At 67.2% G+C, this 22,422-nt stretch carries 17 protein-coding genes and 1 riboswitch; of the genes, 15 read left to right on the top strand and 2 right to left on the bottom strand.

What is annotated here, in order from left to right; all coding sequences use genetic code 11:
* Positions 1-121: 121 nt before the first annotated feature.
* The 4 genes from OHA70_RS25840 (at position 122) to OHA70_RS25855 (ending at position 5,140) form a co-directional block, all read left to right on the top strand.
* On the top strand, positions 122-1,948 hold the full coding sequence (locus tag OHA70_RS25840) for a hypothetical protein (protein ID WP_328322000.1): 1,827 nt from the start codon (positions 122-124) through the stop codon (positions 1,946-1,948).
* A 6-nt stretch (positions 1,949-1,954) separates the two neighbouring features.
* Entirely contained in the window at positions 1,955-2,824 is an 870-nt protein-coding gene (locus tag OHA70_RS25845) for a hypothetical protein (protein WP_328322002.1), read from the top strand.
* Positions 2,825-2,845: 21 nt separating this feature from the next.
* Entirely contained in the window at positions 2,846-3,985 is a 1,140-nt protein-coding gene (locus tag OHA70_RS25850) for a hypothetical protein (protein ID WP_328322004.1), read from the top strand.
* A gap of 321 nt (positions 3,986-4,306) precedes the next feature.
* On the top strand, positions 4,307-5,140 hold the full coding sequence (locus OHA70_RS25855; RefSeq protein WP_328322006.1) for a M48 family metalloprotease: 834 nt from the start codon (positions 4,307-4,309) through the stop codon (positions 5,138-5,140).
* Between the two features lie 181 nt (positions 5,141-5,321).
* On the opposite strand, the gene OHA70_RS25860 is transcribed toward OHA70_RS25855, so the two are convergent.
* Positions 5,322-6,428, bottom strand: coding sequence for a winged helix DNA-binding domain-containing protein (locus tag OHA70_RS25860; RefSeq protein WP_328322008.1), 1,107 nt, complete (start codon positions 6,426-6,428; stop codon positions 5,322-5,324).
* A gap of 210 nt (positions 6,429-6,638) precedes the next feature.
* Between OHA70_RS25860 and OHA70_RS25865 the strand changes: the two genes are divergently transcribed.
* The 8 genes from OHA70_RS25865 (at position 6,639) to OHA70_RS25900 (ending at position 18,327) form a co-directional block, all read left to right on the top strand.
* On the top strand, positions 6,639-8,123 hold the full coding sequence (locus tag OHA70_RS25865) for a M4 family metallopeptidase (RefSeq protein ID WP_328322010.1): 1,485 nt from the start codon (positions 6,639-6,641) through the stop codon (positions 8,121-8,123).
* Positions 8,124-8,169: 46 nt separating this feature from the next.
* The gene (locus OHA70_RS25870; RefSeq protein ID WP_328322012.1) at positions 8,170-9,087 is read left to right on the top strand and encodes an oxidoreductase; all 918 of its coding nucleotides are present in this window, start codon (positions 8,170-8,172) and stop codon (positions 9,085-9,087) included.
* A 95-nt stretch (positions 9,088-9,182) separates the two neighbouring features.
* Entirely contained in the window at positions 9,183-10,769 is a 1,587-nt protein-coding gene (locus OHA70_RS25875; RefSeq protein ID WP_328322014.1) for a CocE/NonD family hydrolase, read from the top strand.
* A 91-nt stretch (positions 10,770-10,860) separates the two neighbouring features.
* The gene (locus tag OHA70_RS25880) at positions 10,861-11,970 is read left to right on the top strand and encodes a lactonase family protein (RefSeq protein ID WP_328322016.1); all 1,110 of its coding nucleotides are present in this window, start codon (positions 10,861-10,863) and stop codon (positions 11,968-11,970) included.
* Between the two features lie 160 nt (positions 11,971-12,130).
* Positions 12,131-14,626 (top strand): LamG-like jellyroll fold domain-containing protein, encoded by a 2,496-nt coding sequence (locus OHA70_RS25885; protein ID WP_328322018.1) that lies wholly within the window; start codon positions 12,131-12,133, stop codon positions 14,624-14,626.
* Positions 14,627-14,700: 74 nt separating this feature from the next.
* The gene (locus OHA70_RS25890; RefSeq protein WP_328322020.1) at positions 14,701-15,591 is read left to right on the top strand and encodes an aldo/keto reductase; all 891 of its coding nucleotides are present in this window, start codon (positions 14,701-14,703) and stop codon (positions 15,589-15,591) included.
* A gap of 66 nt (positions 15,592-15,657) precedes the next feature.
* Positions 15,658-17,952: a right-handed parallel beta-helix repeat-containing protein gene (locus OHA70_RS25895; protein ID WP_328322022.1), complete on the top strand. Its 2,295-nt coding sequence runs from the start codon at positions 15,658-15,660 to the stop codon at positions 17,950-17,952.
* Between the two features lie 12 nt (positions 17,953-17,964).
* Positions 17,965-18,034, top strand: a riboswitch (guanidine-III (ykkC-III) riboswitch).
* Between the two features lie 20 nt (positions 18,035-18,054).
* Entirely contained in the window at positions 18,055-18,327 is a 273-nt protein-coding gene (locus OHA70_RS25900) for a CBU_0592 family membrane protein (RefSeq protein WP_328322024.1), read from the top strand.
* On the opposite strand, the gene OHA70_RS25905 is transcribed toward OHA70_RS25900, so the two are convergent.
* A complete protein-coding gene (locus OHA70_RS25905) occupies positions 18,324-19,205 on the bottom strand; it encodes a hypothetical protein (protein WP_328322026.1) in 882 nt (293 codons plus the stop codon). The two genes, OHA70_RS25900 and OHA70_RS25905, sit on opposite strands and share 4 nt — an antisense overlap.
* 196 nt (positions 19,206-19,401) lie before the next feature.
* On the opposite strand from OHA70_RS25905, the gene OHA70_RS25910 reads away from it, so the two are divergent.
* The 3 genes from OHA70_RS25910 to OHA70_RS25920 are packed head-to-tail and all read left to right on the top strand — an operon-like array spanning position 19,402 to position 22,378.
* Positions 19,402-20,436, top strand: a complete 1,035-nt coding sequence (locus OHA70_RS25910; protein ID WP_328322028.1) for an AAA family ATPase — start codon at positions 19,402-19,404, stop codon at positions 20,434-20,436.
* 29 nt (positions 20,437-20,465) lie between these two features.
* On the top strand, positions 20,466-21,425 hold the full coding sequence (locus tag OHA70_RS25915; RefSeq protein WP_328322030.1) for a DUF58 domain-containing protein: 960 nt from the start codon (positions 20,466-20,468) through the stop codon (positions 21,423-21,425).
* Positions 21,425-22,378, top strand: a complete 954-nt coding sequence (locus tag OHA70_RS25920) for a VWA domain-containing protein (protein ID WP_328322032.1) — start codon at positions 21,425-21,427, stop codon at positions 22,376-22,378. The genes OHA70_RS25915 and OHA70_RS25920 overlap by 1 nt, the downstream gene beginning before the upstream one ends.
* The last annotated feature ends 44 nt before the right edge of the window (positions 22,379-22,422 follow it).

The following is a 22,422-nucleotide window of genomic DNA, read 5'->3' on the forward strand; positions in this document are numbered from 1 at the left end:
GGTAGCCCTGGCCGCCGACCCCCACACCGGCCCCACCAACCCGACCGGCTTCGGCGACCTCCTACCAACCCCCGACCTGACCCACGGCGACTCCCGAACCCTCTTCGAGTCCTACAGCCCCATGCTGTACACGCTGGACTTCGATTCGGGTATCAGTGACACCTTCAACATGATCTTCAACGGTTACGCGTTGCTCGTCATGATGTTCGTCACCGCGATCACCCGTGCGGCCATCTCAGTTGGATGGTGGCTGTTCTCGTTCACTGACGTCACCTCATTGACGAGCGCTACATCGGCAACCGTCGGAGCAACAGGTACTCAGCTGGCCGGTTGGCTCCTCCCGTCCGCCTTGGCCTTCGGAGCAGTGGCTGCGTACACGCAACGGAAGACCTCGGGTAGCGCTCTTGGCCAGTTGGTGTGGGTGTTCGTGGCGGGACTGCTCAGCATTAGTTTTGCGCTGGCGCCCGGAACGTGGATCCGTGGCGTCGATGGTGCTCGGCAACTTGGTGCCGGCGCCGTGATGACCGCCTCGTCAGATGCGATGGGGCCCACGATGCAGACCCCTGTCGCGTGGCCTGAGCCAGGTTTCACCGGAACACCGAAGGACACCCTGCTCCGCAAGTCTGCTGACGCGAGCTGGCGGGGATTCGTCGTGACGCCATGGTGCATCGCCGAGTTCGGATCAATCGCCGCGTGTGAGCGTTATGGCAAGGGACTCCTCGACGTCGGCACCGATAGGGACGCCAGAACGAAGTACGTCAACGATGTCGTCGCGCCCGCTGAAGGCGGCAACGACGCGCCGACAGTCAAATGGCTCAAGGGCGACAACCCGTTCGGTCGAGTCGCCGTGGTGATGATCGCGGGCATCGCCGCGACCCTTTTCGCCTTCTTGAACATCGCGTTGGCTTTTACGGCATTGATGGCGTTCATAGGCTGCTTGCTGCTTTTGGTCGTAGGGGTGTTCTTTGCCTGTCTCTGGATCATCCCGGGCAGACCGCGTCAGTGGGGGCTGAACTGGTTCGAGGCTTTGATAGGCCTTGTTCTGCAGTCCTTCCTGGCGATGCTCATCTTCGGTACGGCGTTGACGCTGCTCACCGCCGTCTTCAGCTTGAGCGCAAGTCTTGGCTGGCTGCCCGTCACAGGTCTCGCGATTTGTGTCTTGATCGTGGGCGTCCGGGTCCGCCGTCTACTCGACAGCCTGACCAGCATGATGCGCCCGGGGACCGGAAGCATCATGCTGGGCAACCTTGCCCGCCGCGGCGCGACCGGAGCCATCCAGCGTTTGACGAGCGCGATCAGCAACAGAGGTTCGACCTCACCGACGCCATCGGAACGACCCCGCGAGGGAGCCAATCAGCCCGGCACCGGCACGCAGCGCGTTTCTACGGTTCGCGTCTTCCGGCAGGCTCCGGCAGTCGGTGCACTTGGGCGATCGACGTCATCCGGTGGAAGCCCGTACGAGTTGACGACCGGCGCGGAGCGACGGAAGCCGGAGACTGTGAGCGCCGCCGCTGCAAGTGGACCCGGTGCCAGCACCGGAACCGCCGCTCCCGAAGCAGGTGGTGTCGCTGGCGGCGGATCCGGACGCAAGTCGTCTGCCTTGAGCCTTTCGCGGACTCGGACGCGGACACAAGCGCGCGGTGAGGCTCGCCGCACCATCTCGGTCGGCACGAGCTCGGCGGGCGTCAGTACCTCAGCCGCCAAAGCGCCACGTGCTGCCTCGTCGGAGACCCAGCGCGCGCCGCGTCACTCGAAGCGGGTTCAGGCCTCCCCGGTCAGCGAACCTCGGTACGAACCGCGCTCCTATGTCCAGTCCGCCAGCTTGCGCGAAGGCCCGCCGAAGGGGGGCCCACGCCGCCGGACCACGACCGCGAAACAGCGCCGGTTCAGGGAGTACTCGCAGTTCACGAAAGACGGCGTGACTGTGCACGTACCGAAACGTCGGTGATGGGCGATGGCAGGTAGAAAGCGCGACAGAGACCCGGATGCGCGGCGGCCCGGTCAGCGTCCCCTTCCGCCGGAGCCGGACAGCTGGCGCTCCGTCGTCAACAACGACTACGACTATCCCGAGGAACTCGACGAGCTCAGCCGTCGTGAGCGGCGGCAGGCGAAGAAGACCTGGCGTCGCGACGATCATGCTGCGCGGATGGCCTGGCTGCGTAGTCAGCGGCAGGCGGAGCCGGTTTCGCCGGCCGCGATCGTTGTCCTCGTGATCATCGTGATGGTGGTGATTCTCGGTCTCGGTGGAGGCCTTCCGCGGATCCTGGGCGGAGGCGATGACAAAGAGCAGCCGGTCGGACTGCTGACCCCTGGCCAGCCGATCTCGCAGCCGACCGCTCCCGGCGCGACATCGGCCTCGACCTCGGAACAGCCAACCACCACGCCGACGCAGTCGACGCCGCCGCCGGAGACCCATCGTCCGCCGCCGACAGCGATCACCGGTGCGGTGAAGGTCGTCGAGACCTGGGCGCGAGTGTTCTACACCCGTGATCCGGCGGTTGAGAGCTACTCGCAGCTGATCAACAAGACCGCTGACTATGTCACCCCGGGACTGGCCGGCAGCTTCGCTGCTGCAGGTGATTCAACGTACGACGCATTGAAGGCAAGCAACGGGCGGTCGACGGTGGTGGCGGCAGTGGTCAGCGTTCCGCGGGCCGATGTCGCTCCGGTCGACACGGATACCCGGGTCACGCGTCTGGTGAAGGTGACCATCCAGACGACCGGCACGAAACCTCAACGATTCGATGTTCCGCTCCTGGTCACCGTGATCGCCGTAGAGGGCAAGTGGCTGATCAGTGATGTCTCCGGCGGTACCGGACCATGAGCATCGCGGGAGGAGGCCGAGATGTTCGACGCTCGTAATGCGTCTCGCGCCGGCGGCTTGATGAGCGCCGGCCTGGTTCTCAAGGCCGTCTCGGCGATGGCACTGGTCGGGGTGGTCGGCCTCTTGATGCTCGCGCCGTTCGGAGCCGCCGGCAAGCCACAGGCAGCTTGTCTGCCGCTCGCGCCGGGGCAAGCAGGTGATCCGAACACCAGCGTGAAGTTGCGTCAGAACCAGATCGCCTTCGCCAGGATCATCGACGACGTGGCCACGAAGCGAGGACTACCCGGCCAGGCCACCTTGGTTGCTCTGATGACCGCATTGCAGGAGTCTCAGCTGCAGAACCTGTCTTATGGTGACCGCGACTCGGTCGGCCTCTTCCAGCAGCGACCGGCCGCCGGCTGGGGCACCGTGGAACAGATCATGGACCCTCGCTACGCGGCGGAGGCATTCTTCGGTGGGGTCAACCCGCCGGATCCGCCAGGTCTGGTCGATATCAACGGTTGGCCGTCGATGTCCTACAACGATGCGGCTCAAGCAGTACAGGTCTCCGGCTTTCCGGATGCTTATGGCCAGCATGAGGAGGCGGCCAAGAACATCGCTGCGTCGGCGGGGATCAATCTGAATCGTCCCGGTGATCCGTACGCCGGTCGCGCAGGTGCACCACCCGGTGGTGGCGACGATGCCCAGGCGCTGACCGACAACAGCCAATGCGGACAGGGACTGGTTTCAGGCCAGCCCATCAATGGCGTGTGGCCACCTGAGCAGCAGACGATCGCCGACCCGACCGGAACTGGCGGACTGGTGACGCCGCGGACCGCCGCATGGGTCGCCCTGGCCCGCAAGTCGCTGGGAGCGCTCAGCATGAGCTGCTGGGACGCGCACGCGTGGAACCCCACCAGCGACCATCCACGCGGAAAAGCCTGCGACGTCATGGTCGGAGGCGACTCCCGCCAGTCCGCACCGATCAAGGCAGAAGGAGACCGGATCGCCAACTGGGCCGTGCAGACGGCGGCGCAGACCGGCGTCCACTATGTGATCTGGTACGGAAAGATCTGGTCCGCCAAACGCGGCACCTGGATCCCGTACAACGGCGGCGGCGTCTACGTACCAACCGACGTCACCGGCGGCCACTTCGACCACGTCCATGTGTCGCTCTACTGAGACAGTTCAAGACGTGCAGCACACTGAGATCCCACGGCTACGCCCCGATAAGGAGAGCACCTCATGAGCGGCCCGCCCGACTCGTTCGATCCGCGAGGGCCAGTTGGTGGTGACCAGCCGTACCAAGGTCCGCCCGTTCCGTACGGATCCCAGAATCCGCCGTGGCCTCCTGCCGGAAATCAGCCGTGGGGACCGCCGCCCGCGAGTGCGGACTGGCAACAGCTCTCTGGGGGGCAGCAACTTCCACAACTTCCCGGCGGAGATGACGCGCGCGGGCCTCTACGGATCGATTCTGGCATTGGAACTGCATTGGCAGCTGCGGTGCCGTGGTTCTTCTGGAGCCTCTGCGTTGTCGCCTGGTTGGGCGGCTTCTTGGGGTTCACTGCAGGCTGGATCGTGGTAGCCGTTTGGATCCTCTCAGGCGCGGTCGTCCTCGTACGGCCGGTCGAGCCGCTGATTGCCCGGCATCTGCTACGCCTGCGGTTACCCACGCTGGTGGAACAACAGCGGTTGGCACCGGCTTGGTATCAGCTGGCGCGACGGGCAAACGTCGATCCGGGCCGCTTCACTCTCTGGATTCAGGAATCAGATGACGTGAATGCGACGCCGACCCCAGGGCACACGATCGCGGTGACTCGCTGGGCGCTGTACACCCTTCCTCCCTCGCACCTGGAAGGTGTTCTGGCTCATGAGCTGAGCCATCATCTCAGCGGACGAGCATGGCTTAGCCTGCTCACCTTCTGGTATTCGATTCCTGCTCGCGTCACACTCATCGTCGTTCGGGCGCTCGGCCGGCTGATGCGCAGGGTGCCGGCCCTTGGATGTGCGGTCGTTCTCTTTGGTCTGCTCGGGTATGTCGGGATCTTGTTAATGGTGCTGATCTTCCGGCATGGCTACCTCTGGCCGTTCCTGTTCCTAACGCCTTTCGTCGCTCCACCCATCCTCGCCTGGCTAAGCCGGTGGCAGGTCAAACAGGCTGACCGCAGGGCGGCGCAACTCGGCTACGGTCGCTCCCTGGTGCAAGTGCTGTACGGATGGCAGGTACAACATCGGGAGACTCTCGGACAACGTGGTAGCCGTCGCGACGAATTCATGTCGGGCCGGCCCACCTTGACCGATCGGATTCATGTTCTTGAGACGACCTCAACCATCTGAATCCCGCCCGGGTATTGCCAGTCCGGCGACTGTCGACCTCAGAGCATAAGCAGACCGCGGCGCACGGAGTCGGATCCGAAATGCGCCGCGGTCTCATCAGCTTCAACGGTGTTCGCGCACCTCGGCCGACACGGGGAGCATATCGCTGACATTGGGGCGTTCTCTCCCTAGGTTCGTGCGTTCAGGGGAGGAAGTGGATTTCGGTGGTGGTGGCGGTGGGGGTGGTGAAGGCCAGCAGGTTTTGGGCTTCGGTTTCTATGGTGGTTCGGGTGGTGGGGGTGAGGTGGGTGAGGGGTTCTATTTCTAGGGTTGCGGTTGTTTTGGTTCGTTTGGGTTGTCTCCAGAGGGCGGTTGCGTAGCCGTTGTGGAGGACTGTGCCTTTGCTGAGGGTTTCTAGGAGGGGGCGGGGGTTGGGGGCGGGGGTGGGGTGGAAGCGGGATCGGTTGGCGTGGGAGAGGAGGAGGTTGTCGTATTCGGGGAGGAAGCGGGTGGGGACTTCGCTTTGCTCGTCGGGGAGGACCAGGTCGGGGAGGTCGTAGAGGGGGCGGTTGGTTTCTGGGTCGGTGTAGGTGCGGAGGTCCAGGCGGGCGAAGACTTCTGCTAGGTGAGTTAGGCCGGACCAGTTTTGGGCGTCGGCGACTGTGGCGGGGCCGTAGGCGGCTAGGTAGCGGAGGACCAGGGCGTCTACGTCGGGGGTGGGGGTGATGGGGGTGTTCAGCCAGAGGTCGGCTGTGGTGAGGGTGGGGTTGCCGGATTTGCCCCAGACTCCTCGTGGAGGGATTTGGATGGTGGGGAGTAGGCAGCGGACTGCGTGAGCTAGGGACGGGGCGTCTCGGTCTGGCCAGAGGGGGGCCAGGTGGTCGCGGAGTTCGGCGGCTGTGGCGGGGGCTTCGGCTAGGCGGGCTAGGCCGGCAGCGAGGACGGCTTGCATGTCCAAGCCCTCCAGGCGTTTGCCGCCGTAGGTGGTGTTGGAGTAGACCTCGCGTTCCAGGCGGGGCTGGATCAGGCCGCGCAGGGCCAGGAAGTCGCGGCTGGAGACCAGGTGGATGGTGGCTCGCATGAGGGAGCCGCGGACGGCCTGGCGGGTTTCCAGGAGGCTGGCCAGTTCCATCGGGTCGAAGTCGACCAGGCGGGTCCACAGGCCGACGTAGGGGGCCAGGGGGATCTGGGCCTGCATGCCGACCAGGTGTTCGATCGCTTCCAGAGCGGTTGCCGGGTGGCGTTCGATCAGCCACTGGCGGTCCAGGGTGGCGCGGTTCTGGGCTCGCAGGCTCAGCTTGGTGGTCATGGGAGATCCTCTCCCGGCCCAGAGGTCAACGCCACCAGTTGCCGGGAGCTTGCCCTGTGCAAACACCGGCGCCCGAGGCTAGATGTTTTCCCTTGCCGAGGCGCGGTTACGCAAAGTTTTGCTTCCCACGAAGGTGCCGGGCGAACTAGGGTCGCGACGGATCGTAGTCGTTTCACCACGGTCGTTCGCCCACCTTGGGAGGGAATGAGTATGAGGGAGCAGTCGCGTCGCCGAAAGGCGATCGCAGCCATCACCACCACTGGAGTGGTGCTGGCACTCGGAATGTCGTTCACCAGCGCGGCGGGGGCAGCGCCGGCGAGCAGTCAGGCAGCCAGCGCGGTGCCGGCGAACCTGAAGCTGATCAAGACGAAGACGTCGCTGCTCGGCAAGCACTACTGGTACCAGCAGACCTTCAAGGGTCTGCCGGTCGTCGGCGGGTACTACGCGCAGCACGTCGACAAGTCGGGCAAGGTGCAGGTCACCGACGGCCGCGACGCCGTACCGGCGAACCTCGACGTCAGTGCGAAGGTTGCCTCGGCCACCGCGACCAAGAGCGCCAACACCGCCGTCACCGCGCGCGCGGCCCGGAGCCGGACCACCGGCGGCAAGGATGCCACCCCGGCGCCGGCAGCGGCCCAGGGCGCGGCCCAGCTGGCCGTGCTCGGCGGACCGAACGCCAAGCTGGTCTGGAACGTCACGTCGCGGTCGACCGAGGGCGTCAGCCGCTCACTCGTCGACGCCAAGACCGGTACGGTCGTGGAGTCGAAGGTGATCAGCGACAACATCGACGGCACCGGCTCGGTGTTCGACCCGAACCCGGTCGTCACGCTGAAGAACGAGGACCTGACCGACCAGGACGACAAGAACCAGAACGCCTTGTTCCTGGCGCAGAAGAACGTCATCCTGCGCAACCTGGACGGCTCCGGCAAGCTCAACGGAAAGTACGTCAACATCGCCGAGGCCAAGGGCGGAGTGGCGGTCAACAAGAACAACCACTTCGTGTACCAGCGCGCCAACGACAAGTTCGAGCAGGTGATGGCGTACTACCAGGTCAACCAGACCCAGGAGTACATCCACTCGCTCGGCTTCAAGGACGTGAACAGCGAGTCGCAGGACTTCTCGATCAACACCTTCGAGGGCGACAACTCGTTCTACGACCCGTCCACCGACGTCATCACGATGGGCGAGGGTGGCGTCGACGACGCCGAGGACGCCGAGGTGATCTGGCACGAGTACGGTCACGCGATCCAGGACGACGTCGTCCCGGGCTTCGGTGAGTCGGAGCAGGCCGGCGCGATCGGCGAGGGCTTCGGCGACTACTGGGCCGTGCAGCAGTCCATCCCGGTCAGCAAGGGCTACGACATCCCGTGCGTGATGGACTGGGACGCCACGTCGTACACCGACGGCCCGAAGCACTGCCTGCGTCGCACCGACACCGGCAAGACCACCGACGACATCGACGGTGAGGTGCACGACGACGGTGAGATCTGGTCGAACGCGCTCTGGGACATCCAGAAGGCACTCGGCCGGAACAAGGCCAACAAGGTGATCCTGCAGGGCACGTTCTTCTACGCGCCGGACACCTCGTTCGCCGACGCTGCCCGGGTGACCGTGCAGTCCGCTCGCCTGCTCTACGGCAAGGCGGCCGCCGCCCAGGTGACCACAGCCTTCAAGGCGCGCAAGATCCTCTCGTAACACCAGTACTCGCTACAGCTCATGCGCTCACGACTACTGTGGGCGCATGAGCTGGAGCACCAAGGACATCCCTGACCTGAGCGGCCGTCGGGCCCTGGTCACCGGCGCGACCAGCGGGCTCGGTCTGGAGACCGCCCGCGAGCTGCTGACGCACGGCGCCGAGGTGACGATCGCGGCCCGCAACCCGGAGAAGTCCGCGCGGGCGGCAGCGAAGCTGAAGGACGCTACCGGCAAGGACGCGAAGATCCTCGACCTCGACCTGGCCGATCTGGCCGGTGTCGAAGCGGCCGCCAAGAGCTTCAGCGCGACGCACGAGACGCTCGACCTGCTGGTCAACAACGCCGGCGTGATGGCGACGCCGTACCGGCAGACCGTGGACGGGTTCGAGCTGCAGGTGGGCACCAACCACCTCGGCCACTTCGCGTTGACCGCCCGCCTGATGCCATTGCTGCTCAGGGCAAAGAGCCCGCGGGTGGTGACGGTCAGCTCGTTCATGCACAAGACGGTCAGCACCATCCGCGAGTCCGACCTCCGGGCAGAGAACGGCTATGCCAAGTGGGACGCCTACGGCAAGTCCAAACTCGCCAACGTGCTCTTCATGCTCGAGCTGGACCGCCGGGCCAGAGCAGCCGGTACTACGCTGCTGAGCGCAGGCTCGCACCCCGGCTACGCCCGGACCCAGCTGCAGACGTCCGGTCCGATGCTCGGCGGCGCCAATCTCGAGGCCCGGATCATGGGCATCGGCACCAAGATCGTCGCCCAGTCGGCGGCGGCCGGCGCCTGGCCCAGCCTGTACGCCGCGACGTCGCCCGACGTGCGGCCCGGTGCGTTCTACGGGCCGTCGTTCTTCGAGTTCCGGGGCAAGCCGAAGCTGGTCCACCCGACCAAGGCCGCCCAGGACCCGCACCTGGCCGAGCAGCTCTGGGCCTGGTCGGTCGAGGCCACCGGGGTCAGCCCGTTCTGACCCAGAGCACTCACCTAGTGACACACCGGTAACTTCGTGGTTACCCTTCGGTAAAACCGAGGAGTAACCTCGCCCTGCCCCGCCGGAGGTCATCGATGCGCAGACTCGTCGTCGCCCTAGCAGTCCTCGTCGCGAGCATCGGCCTCGCCCCGATCCCGACCCAGGCAGCTCCAGCGGGTTTCAGTACGTCGTACCAGCGCATCCCCGGCGCCGGCGGGACCGAGATCGGGGCCGTCGTACTCACCCCGACCGGCCAGGGCGCGGGCCCGTTCCCGCTCGTGGTGATGCCGTCGAGCTGGGGCGTGCCGAACCTCGAGTACGTCGGCCAGGGCAGCAAGCTGGCCACCGCAGGGTTCCAGGTGATCTCGTACAGCAGTCGCGGATTCTGGGACTCCGCCGGCGGCATCGACATCGCCGGTCCGCCGACCGTTGCCGACGTCACCGAAGTGATCGACTGGGCCGCCGACCACACACCGGCCGACACCAGCCGGGTCGCCTCCGTCGGCATTTCGTACGGCGCCGGCATCTCGCTGCTCGCCAGCGCCCAGGACCCCCGGATCAAAGCGGTTGGCGCGCTCAGCGGCTGGGCCGACCTGATCGCCTCGCTGAACCCCAATGACACGGTCAATCTGCAGGCCGTCGCCGCACTCCTTGCGCTGGGCAACATCACCGGCCGGCCCGGACCCGAGATGCAGTCGCTGCAGACCAAGTTCGTCACCGGCGACATCGACGGAGCGATCAATGAGGCGACCGCGCTCGCGCCGGTCCGGTCGGCGAAAACGGTGGTCGACCAGATCAACGCGAACCACCCCGCCGTCTTCCTGGCCAACGCCTTCGAGGACTCGATCTTCCCGCCGACGCAGTACACGGACTTCTTCACCCAGCTGACCGGCCCGAAGCGGCTGTTGCTCGCGCACGGCGACCACGCGACCCCCGAGGTGACCGGCGCGATCGGCCTGCCCAACGAGGTCTGGGACGAGCTCGCGCCCTGGCTCAAGCACTTCCTCACCGGCGCGGACAATGGCGCCGACCAAGAGGCTCCCGTCCAGCTGAAGTCGCAGCGGAACGTCTGGCGCGGCTACCCCAGTTGGGCCGCGGTCGGGACACCGACCACCTCGTACCTCACCAAGCCCACCGGCCTGTCGCGGACCGGATCCCTGCAGGGCCAGGCCTCCACCGGCTGGTCCAATGGCATCGGCGCCGGCATCCCGACAGTCGCCGACAGCGGCGTGGTCCTCATCTCGGGTGCGCTCCAAGGGCTGCTCTCGATCCCGGTAGGCGTCGCCACCCCACTCGTCGATCGCACCTTCGCCGGGGTCTGGTCGGGTCCGGCGTACAGCTCCAAGACGATCGTCAACGGAGCGCCCAGGCTGCATGTGACTGTCACGCCGAGCAAGGCCGACACCTCGCTCTTCGCCTACCTGTACGACGTGGACGCGCTCGGCGCCGGATCGCTCATCGCCCACAAGCCGTACACGTTGCGCGGGGCAACGGCCGGGCAGCCCAAGACCGTCGACCTGAGGCTCGAGGCGACCAGTTGGGAGGTGCCGGCGGGCCATCACCTGGTACTCGTCGTCGACACCGTCGATCCGCGCTACCTCGGCCGCAGCAGCGTCGGCAGCACGGTCACCTTCAGCTCACCCGCCGGCAACCCCTCATCCCTCACGATCCCGGTTGCGTAATCTGCAACATCCGTTGTGCCTCTTGCCACAGAAGCCGAGCTGGGCCACTCTTTGTGGTCGGATCATTACCTAAATGCTCGGAGGATGTGTCATGGGTACGAGCCGCCGCCAATTCCTCGGACTCACCGCCGCTGCCGTCGGCAGCGCAGCAGTAGGGGTCACGCCAGCCCTGGCCAACGCGAGTTGTCAGGCCACGGGCACCCTGTACCTCGGCACCTACACCTCCGAGCCGGGTGGTGGCACGGGCATCGGGATCGCCTCGTACGACGTAACGACCGGCCAGCTCACCTCCACCGGCGTACTGGCCGGCGTTCAGGACCCGTCGTTCCTGATCCTCTCTCCATCCGGCCGCAACCTGTACGCCGTGAACGAGCAGTCGACCGGCGGCGTAACCGCCATCGCCGTCGACTCACCCGGCCAGCTGCGCGTGCTCAATCGCCAGCCCAACGGCGGAAACGCGCCCTGCCACCTGGCCCTGGTTGCCAATGGCAAGTACCTGCTGAGCGCCAACTACGGCTCCGGCGACATCTCCGTCCACCCGGTCAAAACGGACGGCAGCCTCGGTGCCCGAACCGACCTGGTCAAGCACACCGGCACAGCACCGCATGCCCACCAGGTCCTCCAGGACCCGACCGGCAACTATGTCCTGGCCGTCGACCTAGGCACCGACACGATCTACACCTACACGATTGCCAACGGCAAGCTCTCCCTGAAGAGCCAGGCAAAGGTCAAGGCAGGCGCCGGACCGCGCCACCTCGCGTTCCACCCCAACGGCCGCTACGCCTACGCCGCCGCCGAGCTGAACAGCACGATCACTGTCTGCCAGTATGACGGCGCGACCGGCAAGGTCACCCCGGGAGCGGCCCAGGCAACGGCTCCGAGCGGCGGCCCGACGAACTACCCGGGCGAGGTGATCGTGTCGCCGGACGGCCGCTTCGTGTACCTCACTAACCGCGGCCACAACAGCGTCGCCATCTTCGCCGTCGAGTCCGGGGGAGCGAGCCTGCGGCGCATCGGTACGCCGTCCTGCGGCGGCGACTGGCCGCGGCATGTGACGCTGGACCCGACCGGCAAACTGCTGCTGGTCTCCAATCAGCGGTCCAACAACGTCACCACCTTCGCGGTCGACACCCAGTCAGGCGCCCTGACCCCGAAGACCTCCTTCACCGCCCCCATCCCGGTCTGCGTCCTGCCGGGCTGACCCCAATGACCACTACCGGTCACTCAATGTTCGATTCTGACTGAACTCTTGCCTTTTTGTTCTGGCGCGCCTTGAATGACGGGCGTGTCCGACCGGTCACGCCCCGTCACGGGAGCGTTTCCAACGGACTGACCTTTCACCGCCCACGAGAGGGAAGCCCATGAAGTTCAGACGACGTGCGGTGGCGGCCGCGGTCGCAGGCCTGCTGGCCGCGACCGCGCTCGCCTCCGGCACTCAACAGGCAGTCGGACAACCGGCCGCGCAGACCGGTTGGCACAAGGGGACCCCGCCACTGACCACGCCATGGACCGACGACGTGTCGCCCACCAACGCGCTCCCGGAGTACCCGAGGCCGCAGCTCACCCGCAAGAAGTGGCAGAACCTCAACGGACTGTGGGAGTTCGCGCCGGCCGCCACGGGGGAGGCCCCGCCGTTCGACAAGACGCTGGCCGAACAGGTGCTGGTCCCGTACCCGATCGAGTCGGCGCTGTCCGGAGTACAGCGGCATGAGGACCGGATGTGGTACCGCCGGACCTTCACCGTGCCGAGTAGCTGGAAGGGTCAGCGCCTGCTGCTCCACTTCGGCGCCGTCGACTACGACGCGAAGGTCTGGGTGAATGGCCGCCAGGTCGCCACCCATCGCGGCGGCTACGACGGTTTCGACGTCGATGTCACCAACGTGCTCAAACGATCCGGTCCGCAGGAGCTGATCGTCTGGGCCGAGGACCTCACCGACGAGACGTTCCAGCCGATCGGCAAGCAACGCGAGGTCAGCGACCACGGCATCTTCTACCAAGGCAGCTCCGGCATCTGGCGGACCGTCTGGATGGAGCCCGTCGCCACCTCCTCGATCGACCGGCTGCAGCTCACCCCCGACCTGCCGAGCAGCTCGCTGAAGCTCACCGCCGACACCAGCGGCCCGGCCGGACTTGACGTCGAAGCCACGGCGTACGACGGCAGCAAGATCGTCGGCCAGGTGAAGGGCAAGGCCGACACCGAGCTCAAGCTGCCGATCAAGAACCCCAAGCTCTGGTCGCCGGACAGCCCGTTCCTCTACACCCTCAAGGTCAAGCTGATCGACCGCGGCAAGACCCAGGACGAGGTCGGCTCGTACTCCGGAATGCGATCGGTCGGCAAGATGAAGGGTGCCGACGGCAAGCTCCGGCTGGCCCTGAACGGCAAGATCCTCTTCAACCTGTCGACCCTCGACCAAGGCTTCTGGCCGGACGGTCTGAACACCGCGCCGACCGATGAGGCCCTCGCCTTCGACCTCGTCCAGCACAAGAAGCTCGGCTTCAACACCGTCCGCAAGCACATCAAGGTCGAGCCGGACCGCTGGTACTACCACGCGGACCAATTGGGCCTGATGGTCTGGCAGGACATGCCCGCCGCGAAGCCCGACCCGATCCCGGCCGGACCCTGGCGTGACCAGTTCAAGGCCGAGCTGCGCGAGATGGTCGACGAGCACAAGAGCTTCACCTCGATCACCACCTGGATCCCGTTCAACGAGGGCTGGGGTGAGTGGGACCTGGCCGAGACCGGCCGGATCGCGGACAGCGTGAAGGCACAGGACCCGTCCAGGCTCGTCAACGCGCACAGCGGCATGAACTGCTGCGACTCGCTCGGTGACTCCGGCCGCGGCGACATGATCGACCATCACGCGTACCTCGGCCCGGCTACCTCCACCCCGGCTGGTGATCGGGTGGCGGTCGACGGCGAGCACGGCGGATTCGGCCTCAAGACCACCGACCACATGTGGTTCGGCGACGGCTTCGCGTACGAGATGACGCCCGACAAGACGACGCTCACCCGCCGGTACGTCGAGAACCAGCGCGACGTACTGCGCTCCGCCAACTCCTGTGGCATCAGCGGCTCGGTCTACACCCAGATCACCGATGTCGAGGGCGAGCTGAACGGCTTCTTCACCTACGACCGGCAGATCCCCAAGATGGACTTCGCCCAAGTACGGGCCGTCAACCAGGACATCATCAAGGGGGCCGACGGCACCGGTACGAGCGGCCCGCCGCTGCCGCCGGGCACACCAGGTGCCGACGGCATCCATTTCTACCCGCTCGACGGAACCGCGGAAGATGCCGTCGGCACCAATGACGCGACGCTGCAGAACGGCGCGGTCTTTGCCCCCGGCAAGAACGGCCAAGGCGTTGCGCTGAACGGATCCAACCAGTTCATCGACACCGGCGCGCAGCTGCTCGACACGTCCGGCAACTACACCGCGATGGCCTGGGTGAAGCTGAACAAGGCGGATGGCTCGTTCCAGACCGTCGTCAGCCAGGACGGAGATCGCGACAGTGCCTTCTTCCTGCAGTACTCCGGCGCCGACCAGCGATTCGCGATGAGCTTCCCCGGCCAGCGCGCACTCGCGCCGACCAAGCCCAATCCGGATCAGTGGTACCACCTGGCCGGCGTACGGGATGCCGCGAAGGGTGAGCTCAGGCTGTATGTCGACGGTGAGCTGGCCGCGACCAAGAGCGCGTGCAGCCTGGATTCCACCTCGACCGGGCACTCGGTGATCGGCCGGGCCAAGTTCGGTGGCAACTCGGTCGACTACCTGGACGGCACGGTCGACCAGGTGCACTTGTTCGACCGGGCCCTCGGCGATGCGGAGGTGCGCGCGCTCTACGCCTCAGGACGCTGAGAACAGATTCAAGATGCGAGGCGGTCGCAAACCCCGCATCCTGGTAGTGGTGCCGACCAGGGAGGGCCAGTCAGATGACCGCTCCGAGCCACGTTCTCAGCCCCAAGACCGCGACCAAGTTCCGGCTGCCCCGGTTCGGGCTCGGCGGATCGCCGATCGGTGATCTGCCCGGCCCGGACGGGGATGCGGTCGCCACGGCCACCATCGACGCGGCGTACCAGGCCGGCATCCGGTACTTCGACACCGCACCACGCTACGGCGGCGGGCGCTCAGAACGGCGCTTCGGTACTGCGCTGGCCCGCCGCCCCCGCGAGGAGTTCCTGCTCTCGACGAAGGTCGGCCGGACGATCGACGGCACCGCCGACTTCTCCGCCGAGGGCATTCGCCGATCCCTGCTCGAGAGCGGCGAGCGGCTCGGCCTGCGCATCGACCTGGCCTTGCTCCATGACCCGGGCGAGCATTTGCAGCAGGCAATCGAGGAGGCCTACCCGGTCCTCGACGAGCTGCGCTCCGAAGGCGTGATCGGCGCCGTCGGAGCGGCTGCCGACGACTGGCGGCTGCTCGACCGGCTCGTCCGTGACACGGAGCTTGTCGCGGTTCTGCTGGCCGGCCAGTACTCGTTGCTCGACCGCTCAGCGGCACCTCTGCTGGATCGCTGTCAGGCCAGGGGAGTACTCGCGATCGTTTCCGGCGTACTGAGCAAGCAGGTTCTCCAGATCGATCAATCCAAACAAACGACTGACCCTGCAGTCGTCCTCGCACGACGGATCTCGGCCGTCTGCGAGCGGTACGGCGTATCGCTGCCGCAGGCCGCCTTGGCCTTCCCCGGCAGGCATTCGGCGGTCGCCTCGGTGCTGATCGGCGCAGCCAGCCAGGCCGAGATCCGGGCCGATGCCGCCCTGGTCCGGCAATCGGTTCCCAGTGAGCTCTGGCGCGACAAAGAACTGCTCAGACTCTTGGACTAGCTACCTCTTGTCACTGACCCCTCCCTAGGTGATTCTGGTCGTCCGATTCCTGTGGGGGGATGTCACATGTCCAGAATCACCGTGTCCTGTCTGCGCGCCGCCGCGCTGGCCGGGCTGCTCGGCTCCGGCCTGGTCGCGGTGGCCGCGCCGATCGCCTCGGCTGCCACCATCACCGTCACCACGACGGCCGACGTCGTCAATCCGGGCGACGGCCTGACGTCGCTGCGGGAGGCGTTCACGACGGCCGGTACGAACGGAGCCGACGACACCATCGCGCTGGGCGCCGGGCTGACCTACTCGCTGACGAACTGCGCCGGGCCACTGACCCATGCCGACGGCCACCAACTCGTTGTGCAGGGCAACAATTCGATCATCGACCAGAGCTGTGACGCGGTCGGCATCATCGACAGTACGAACCACGCGGGCCGGCTCGAGCTCCAGGACCTGATCATCGACGGCGGCCCGAACGCGGCGTCGGTCGGGCTGGAGGGTGCCGCGGTCCGCTCGGACAGTGAGTTGCTGCTGTCCAATGTCGAGATCCGCAACGTGCTCTCGCCCGGCGGGTCGGTCGTCTGGTCAAGCTTCGACCATGGCATCACGCCGTACCGGCTGACCTTGAACAACAGCAACCTGCACAACAACACCGGCAGCGTCGTGAGTTGCGACAACTGCTCGGCGCATCTGGACGGTACGACGATCACGAACAACATCGGCTCGGGCATCTCACTCGTCGACGGCTACCCGCTGACGCTCGACAACTCGACGATCTCGAACAACACCCGCGCCGGGATCAGCAACACCGGCCAGGGCTTCCCGGCCAACAAGACCGAGCTGAACTTCACCCAGGTCGAGAACAACGGCCGGGTCGGCATCCGCTGTGTGAACTGCGGCCGACTCAACATGTACTCGAGCGGAGTCGCGAACAACGGACTGACCGCGGTCGACGCCCTCGGCGGCATCTCGATCTCCATGTCGCAACGCAGCGGCACCCCGGCGTCGGGGATCAACATCATGCTGTCCGGCATCTCGGGCAACAAGAGCACCGTGTCCGGCGGCGGCCTGTCCGTCACGCCGGTACTGGTCGAGGACGGCGGCAACACCGCATCGACGTATATCGACCGGACACCGATCGACAACAACATCTCGGCCGGTGACGGTGGTGGCGCGGCCATCAGCGTCGGCGACTTCAGCGACTACAAGGGCAGCTTCATCGGCAACACGGCGGCGCAGCGCGGCGGCGGCCTGGCCTTCCTCACGGTTGGCCCGGACGTGGTTCCGACGTCGTCGATGTCTCTGGACTCGAACGAGATCCAGAACAACACGGCCGGTACCGACGGAGGCGGCGTGTACGCCTTCAGCGCCGGCTCGGTCAGCGGCTTCCAGCCGATCATCTCCGGCAACACCGCGACCGGCAACGGCGGCGGCGTCAAGGTCGGCTTCGCGTACCAGGCCGCGTTCGACGGCGGCAAGTACTACGGGAACCACGCGGCCAACGGCGCCGGCCTCGACCTGGCCGCGGAGTCGGTCAAGTTCGACAAGGCGACGATCAACGACAACTCCGTCGTACCGGCGGCCGGTACCGGTGGTGGCGCGCGGATCTCGGCGATCGCGGCGAGCCTGCTGAACAGCACCGTCAACGGCAACACCGCGACCACGGGCGGCGGACTGAACTTCACCACCGCGACGAACGTCGACCTCACCCACGTGACGATGGCCGACGACAAGGCGACGACGGGCGCGCACATCGCCGCCGTACCGTCCGCCACGGTAGCCATCAGCCGCAGCGCCCTCGTCCTACCGATCACCGGTACTGCGTGCGCCGGCGTCGGCGGCGCCTTCCATGGTGTGTCAGGCGGCTTCTCCGTACTACGGGACGCCACCTGCAGCACCATCGCCTCCGACCTCGTCACGACCGCCGATCCGCAACTCGGCGCCTTGTCGAACGGCTACCCGGAAGGCCGGCTGCCCGCTGCGACCAGCCCACTCGGTGGACGAGTACCGGTCGCGAACTGCACGACCTTGGACGACCAAAGGCTGCAGCCCCGGCCGCTCGGCGCGAACTGTGACGCGGGGTCGGTCGAGTTCGCCGAGACCGTCGCGCCGCCGAGCCCGGACAAGATGCTGACGAACCTGATCGCCGACGTGAAGGCGCTGCACCTGCAGAAGGCGCTCGAGACGTCGCTGGTACTGAAGCTGGAGAAGGCCCGGACCGCGATCAAGGCCAACAACAAGCCGGTGGCGAAGGTGCTGCTGATCGCGTTCGTGGTCGAGGTGAAAGCAGCTCAATCGGTGAAGAAGATCTCGCCGGCCGCGGCCACCCAGTTGGTGACGAAGGCAACTGCGATCCGGCTCGCGTTGTAGGTACTCTGGACGGAGGCCCGCCGATCCGGTGGGCCTCCGGACGAGAAGGCGCCGTACCCGGTTCCCGACAAGACGACGCCGGTCCCTGGAGGGGCCGAGCTGATGCATGTCGTCGATGTGATCGAGATCGTTGGTGCCCTGACCGTGCTGGTGGCCTTCGCGGCCGCGCAGGCGGGACGGCTCGAGCAGAAGACCCTGTCGTACCAACTGCTGAACCTGATCGGTTCGGCGGTACTGGCGGTGATCGCCGCCGTCGAGAGCTCCTGGGGCTTCCTGCTGCTGGAAGGCAGCTGGGCGGTCGTCAGCCTGATCGGGCTGGTGAGCCTGCTCCGGCCCGCGAAGCCCAGCCCCGCGAGCCAGAACCGGTCGAGCTAGAACCGGTCGCCGGGCTGCGGGGTGCCGCCGGGGGAGCCCGTACCGGGTGAGCCTGGCGGCGGAACGGTGGTGCTCTCCGACGGACTGCCACCGGGCGTGGCCGGGCTTTCCGTGCCGCCCGTGCCGGGTGGCGGGGTGGTCGGCGTGACCGTGACCGTGAAGGTGCGGTCCGGCGGCGGAATGAGCGGTTCGGGGTCAACCTCGGGCGCGTGGCGGAACATCAACCACGCGACCAGGATCGCCACTGCCATCAGTACAGCCATCGTCAGCAGCGAGAGCGCCACCGCGAGCCAGGAGGCGGGCTTCAGCGCAGATGGCCAGGGCAGTGGCCAGAGCCGGAACAGGCCTGGGCGGCGGCGGTTCTCCCAGTAGTGCCGGAAGTCCGGCCCGCGGACCCGGCCGATCGGCGGGACCCGATCCATCAGGACCGCCGAGAGGATGTCCTCGCCGCGGCGCTCGGCGATCAGCTGCTCGTCGGCGGCCGCACTCGACCCGTCGTCCTCGCGGACCGGTCCGATGGCGGCCCAGAGCGCCACGTCCTCGTCGTCCTCGTCGTTGTGCGCGAGCACGATGCCGTCCGGCAGCTCGTCGACCGCGGTGATGAACCGGTCGCGGGCTGCCGCGTCGTCGGAGGAGCCCTCGGTCATCATCGCGACCACAGCTCCGCGTCCGGACTCGTCGGCGGCGATGTAGAGATAGCCAGCGGCGTTGGCGCCCAGTCGGCCCCGGAGCCAGAAGTCGCCGACCCGCGGCGGGTCCTCCGGCAGCAGCGGCAACGGCTCCGGCACGGCCCGCGCGGGAGCCTCGGCGGGCACCTCGGCGGGAGTGTCGGGCTCCGCCGGTACCGCCGTGTCGGTCTGGGAGTCGGTCGCGGTCATCACCTCCAATCCCACCACATCCCCGGTAGCCGTGTCGCCGCAGGCCGGAGTACGGGAGTGTTCGGATTTGAGCGGCTGGGCAGGATAGGAGGGGAGCGGGGCGGGGCGCGCGCGTGCCCAGGTCCGGCGATCTGATGGAATGGGTGGCAGTTCCCGTGCGCAGACATGGTCCACCGTGGACCCCGGAAGGACAGGCATGACCGAAACCACTGTGCCGACCGGGTCGGTGGCCCAGCAGTCGCACCTGGTCAGCGAGGCGATCAGCGAGATCAAACGGGTGATCGTCGGCCAGGAGCACATGGTCGAGACGCTGATGGTGTCGCTGCTCGCCAAGGGTCACTGCCTGCTCGAGGGTGTGCCCGGCGTCGCCAAGACGCTGGCGGTGCGCACCTTCGCGTCGGTGGTCGGTGGTTCGTTCGCCCGGATCCAGTTCACTCCCGACCTGGTGCCGTCCGACATCGTCGGCACCCGGATCTACCGGCAGACCCGCGAGGCGTTCGACATCGAGCTCGGCCCGACCTTCGTGAACTTCGTCCTGGCCGACGAGGTGAACCGGGCGCCGGCCAAGGTGCAGTCGGCGATGCTCGAGCTGATGGCCGAGCGGCAGGTGTCGATCGGCGGCCAGACCTTCCCGATGCCGAAACCGTTCATCGTGATCGCGACCCAGAACCCGATCGAGTCCGAGGGCGTCTACCCGCTGCCCGAGGCGCAGCGGGACCGGTTCCTGGTCAAGATCGACGTACCGCACCCGCGCGGGCACGAGGAGTTCGAGATCCTCCGCCGGATGAGCGTCGACCCGCCGCAGGCGCGCCAGGTGCTCAAGCCCGAGACGATCATGGAGCTGCAGCGCTCGGCCGAGCAGGTCTTCGTGCACAACCTGGTCGCGGAGTACGCCGTCCGCCTGGTGATGGCGACCCGGACGCCGGCCGACTTCCACCTGCCCGACCTGGAGCCGATCATCGAGCTCGGCGTCAGCCCGCGGGCGACCCTCGGCCTGGTGTCGGCCGGCCGGGCGCTGGCGCTGATCCACGGCCGCGACTACCTGCTGCCGAGCGACATCCAGACGATCGCCCTCGACGTGATGGGACACCGGCTCGGGCTGACCTTCGACGCGGTCGCCGACAACATCGACCCGCGCGCCGTGGTCGAACGGATCCTGGCCACCGTCCCGCCGCCGCAGCCGGTCTGGCGCGACGGTACCGACGGCAGCGGACGCCCCGAGTTCGTCTAGTGGCCAACCGACCAGACCCGCGGGCTGCGATGACGATCTCGCAGCTCGCTCCCGAGCGCGCGCTGCGCCGGCTCGAGCTGACGGTCGTCCGCCGGCTGGAAGGCTTCCTGCACGGCGAGCACCTCGGCCTGCTGCCCGGACCGGGCACCGAGCTGGCCGAGGCCCGCGAGTACCAGGTCGGCGACGACGTCCGCCGGATGGACTGGGCAGTGACCGCCCGTACTACGGTCCCGCACGTCCGCGACCTGATCGCGGACCGGGAGCTGGAGACGTGGGCGATGGTCGACCTGTCCGCCTCGATGGACTTCGGCACCTCGCAACTGGAGAAGCGCGAGCTGGCCGTGGCGGCCGTCGCCACCGTCGGCTTCCTGACCCACCGGCTCGGTGACCGCTTCGGTGGGCTGATGCTGCGCGACTCGAGCCTGCGCCGCTGGCCGGCCCGGTCCGGGCGGCTCGCCCTCTACGGTCTGCTCCGGGCATTGCTCGCGGAGACCGATCACGGAGAGCACCAGGCACGCAGCGATCTGGCCGGCGCGCTGGACTCGATGGCCCGGACCCAGCGCAAGCGCGGCCTGCGGGTGATCGTGTCCGACTTCCTCACCCCCGAGGACGGCGAGATCGACAAGCGGATGGAACCGTCCTGGGAGCGCTCGATGCGCAAGCTGACGGCCCAGCACCAGGTGCTCGCGGTCGAGATCGTCGACCCGCGCGAGCTGGAACTGCCGAACATCGGCGTCGTCCTGATCGGCGACCCGGAGACCGGAGCGATCCGGGAGATCGACACCCGCAAGCGCAGGGTGCGCGAGGAGTTCGCCGCGGCCGCGCTGGCGCAGCGGGAACGAACCAGGACGGCCCTGCGTAGGGTAGGAGCCGGACATCTGGTCCTGCGGACCGACCGTGACTGGGTCGCCGACACCGTGCGGTTCGTCCTCGCCTACCGGCGAATGGCGCCCCGCCTGCACCAACCGCCGAAGGGAGTGGCTCGCTGATGGAGTTCCTGTCTCCGGCCAGACTGTGGTTCCTGCTGTTCATCCCGGTCGTTGTCGCCGGGTACATCTTCCTGCAGCACCGGCGCGCGCAGTACGCGCTGCGGTTCACCAACATCGCGCTGCTCGACCGGGTTGCGCCGCGCCGGCCGCAGTGGCGCCGGCACCTGGCCGTCGTACTGGCCCTGTTCGCGACGGCGTCGTGCATCATCGCGTTCGCGCAGCCCAAGGACGAGGTGAAGGTGCCGCGCGAGCGGGCCACCATCGTCGTCGCGATCGACGTATCCCTGTCGATGATGGCGACCGACATCGATCCGAACCGGCTCGAGGCGGCCAAGAAGTCGGCGAAGAACTTCGTCAACCAGCTGCCGACCAAGTTCAACGTCGCGCTGGTCAACTTCGCCGGGACGGCGTCCATCATCGTGCCGCCGACGACCGACCGGGCGACCGTGCTCCGGTCGATCGACGGGCTCGAGCTCGCCGAGTCGACCGCGACGGGTGAGGGCATCTTCACCTCGCTGCAGGCGCTCACCCAGGTCCCGGCGGACCCGGACCACCCGAACGACCCGGCCCCGGCCAGGATCGTGATGCTGTCCGACGGCAAGCGGACGGTGGGCCGGACCGCGCAGGAGGGCGCTCAGGCGGCCAAGGCGAAGCACACGCCGGTCTACACGATCACCTTCGGTACGGACTCGGGCTTCATCGAGATGGACGGCATCCGCCAGCGCGTACCCCCGGACCGCGCCGAGCTGCGCAGCGTCGCCGAGATCAGCGGGGGAGAGGCCTACACGGCCGAGTCCGCGGGTGAACTCGAAGACGTCTACAAGGACATCGGCTCCTCGGTCGGCTACGACAAGGTCGACAAAGAAGTAACCTCCCGCTTCGCCGGCATCGCCATGCTCTTCACGCTGGCCGCCGCCGGCGCCTGCATAGCGTTGGCCTCCCGCTTCCCCTAACCCCGGCCGAAACTGGCGACCTTGAACACCAAACGGCGACCTCG

Origin of the sequence: Kribbella sp. NBC_00382 (assembly GCF_036067295.1) — a bacterium.
Classification (GTDB): domain Bacteria; phylum Actinomycetota; class Actinomycetes; order Propionibacteriales; family Kribbellaceae; genus Kribbella.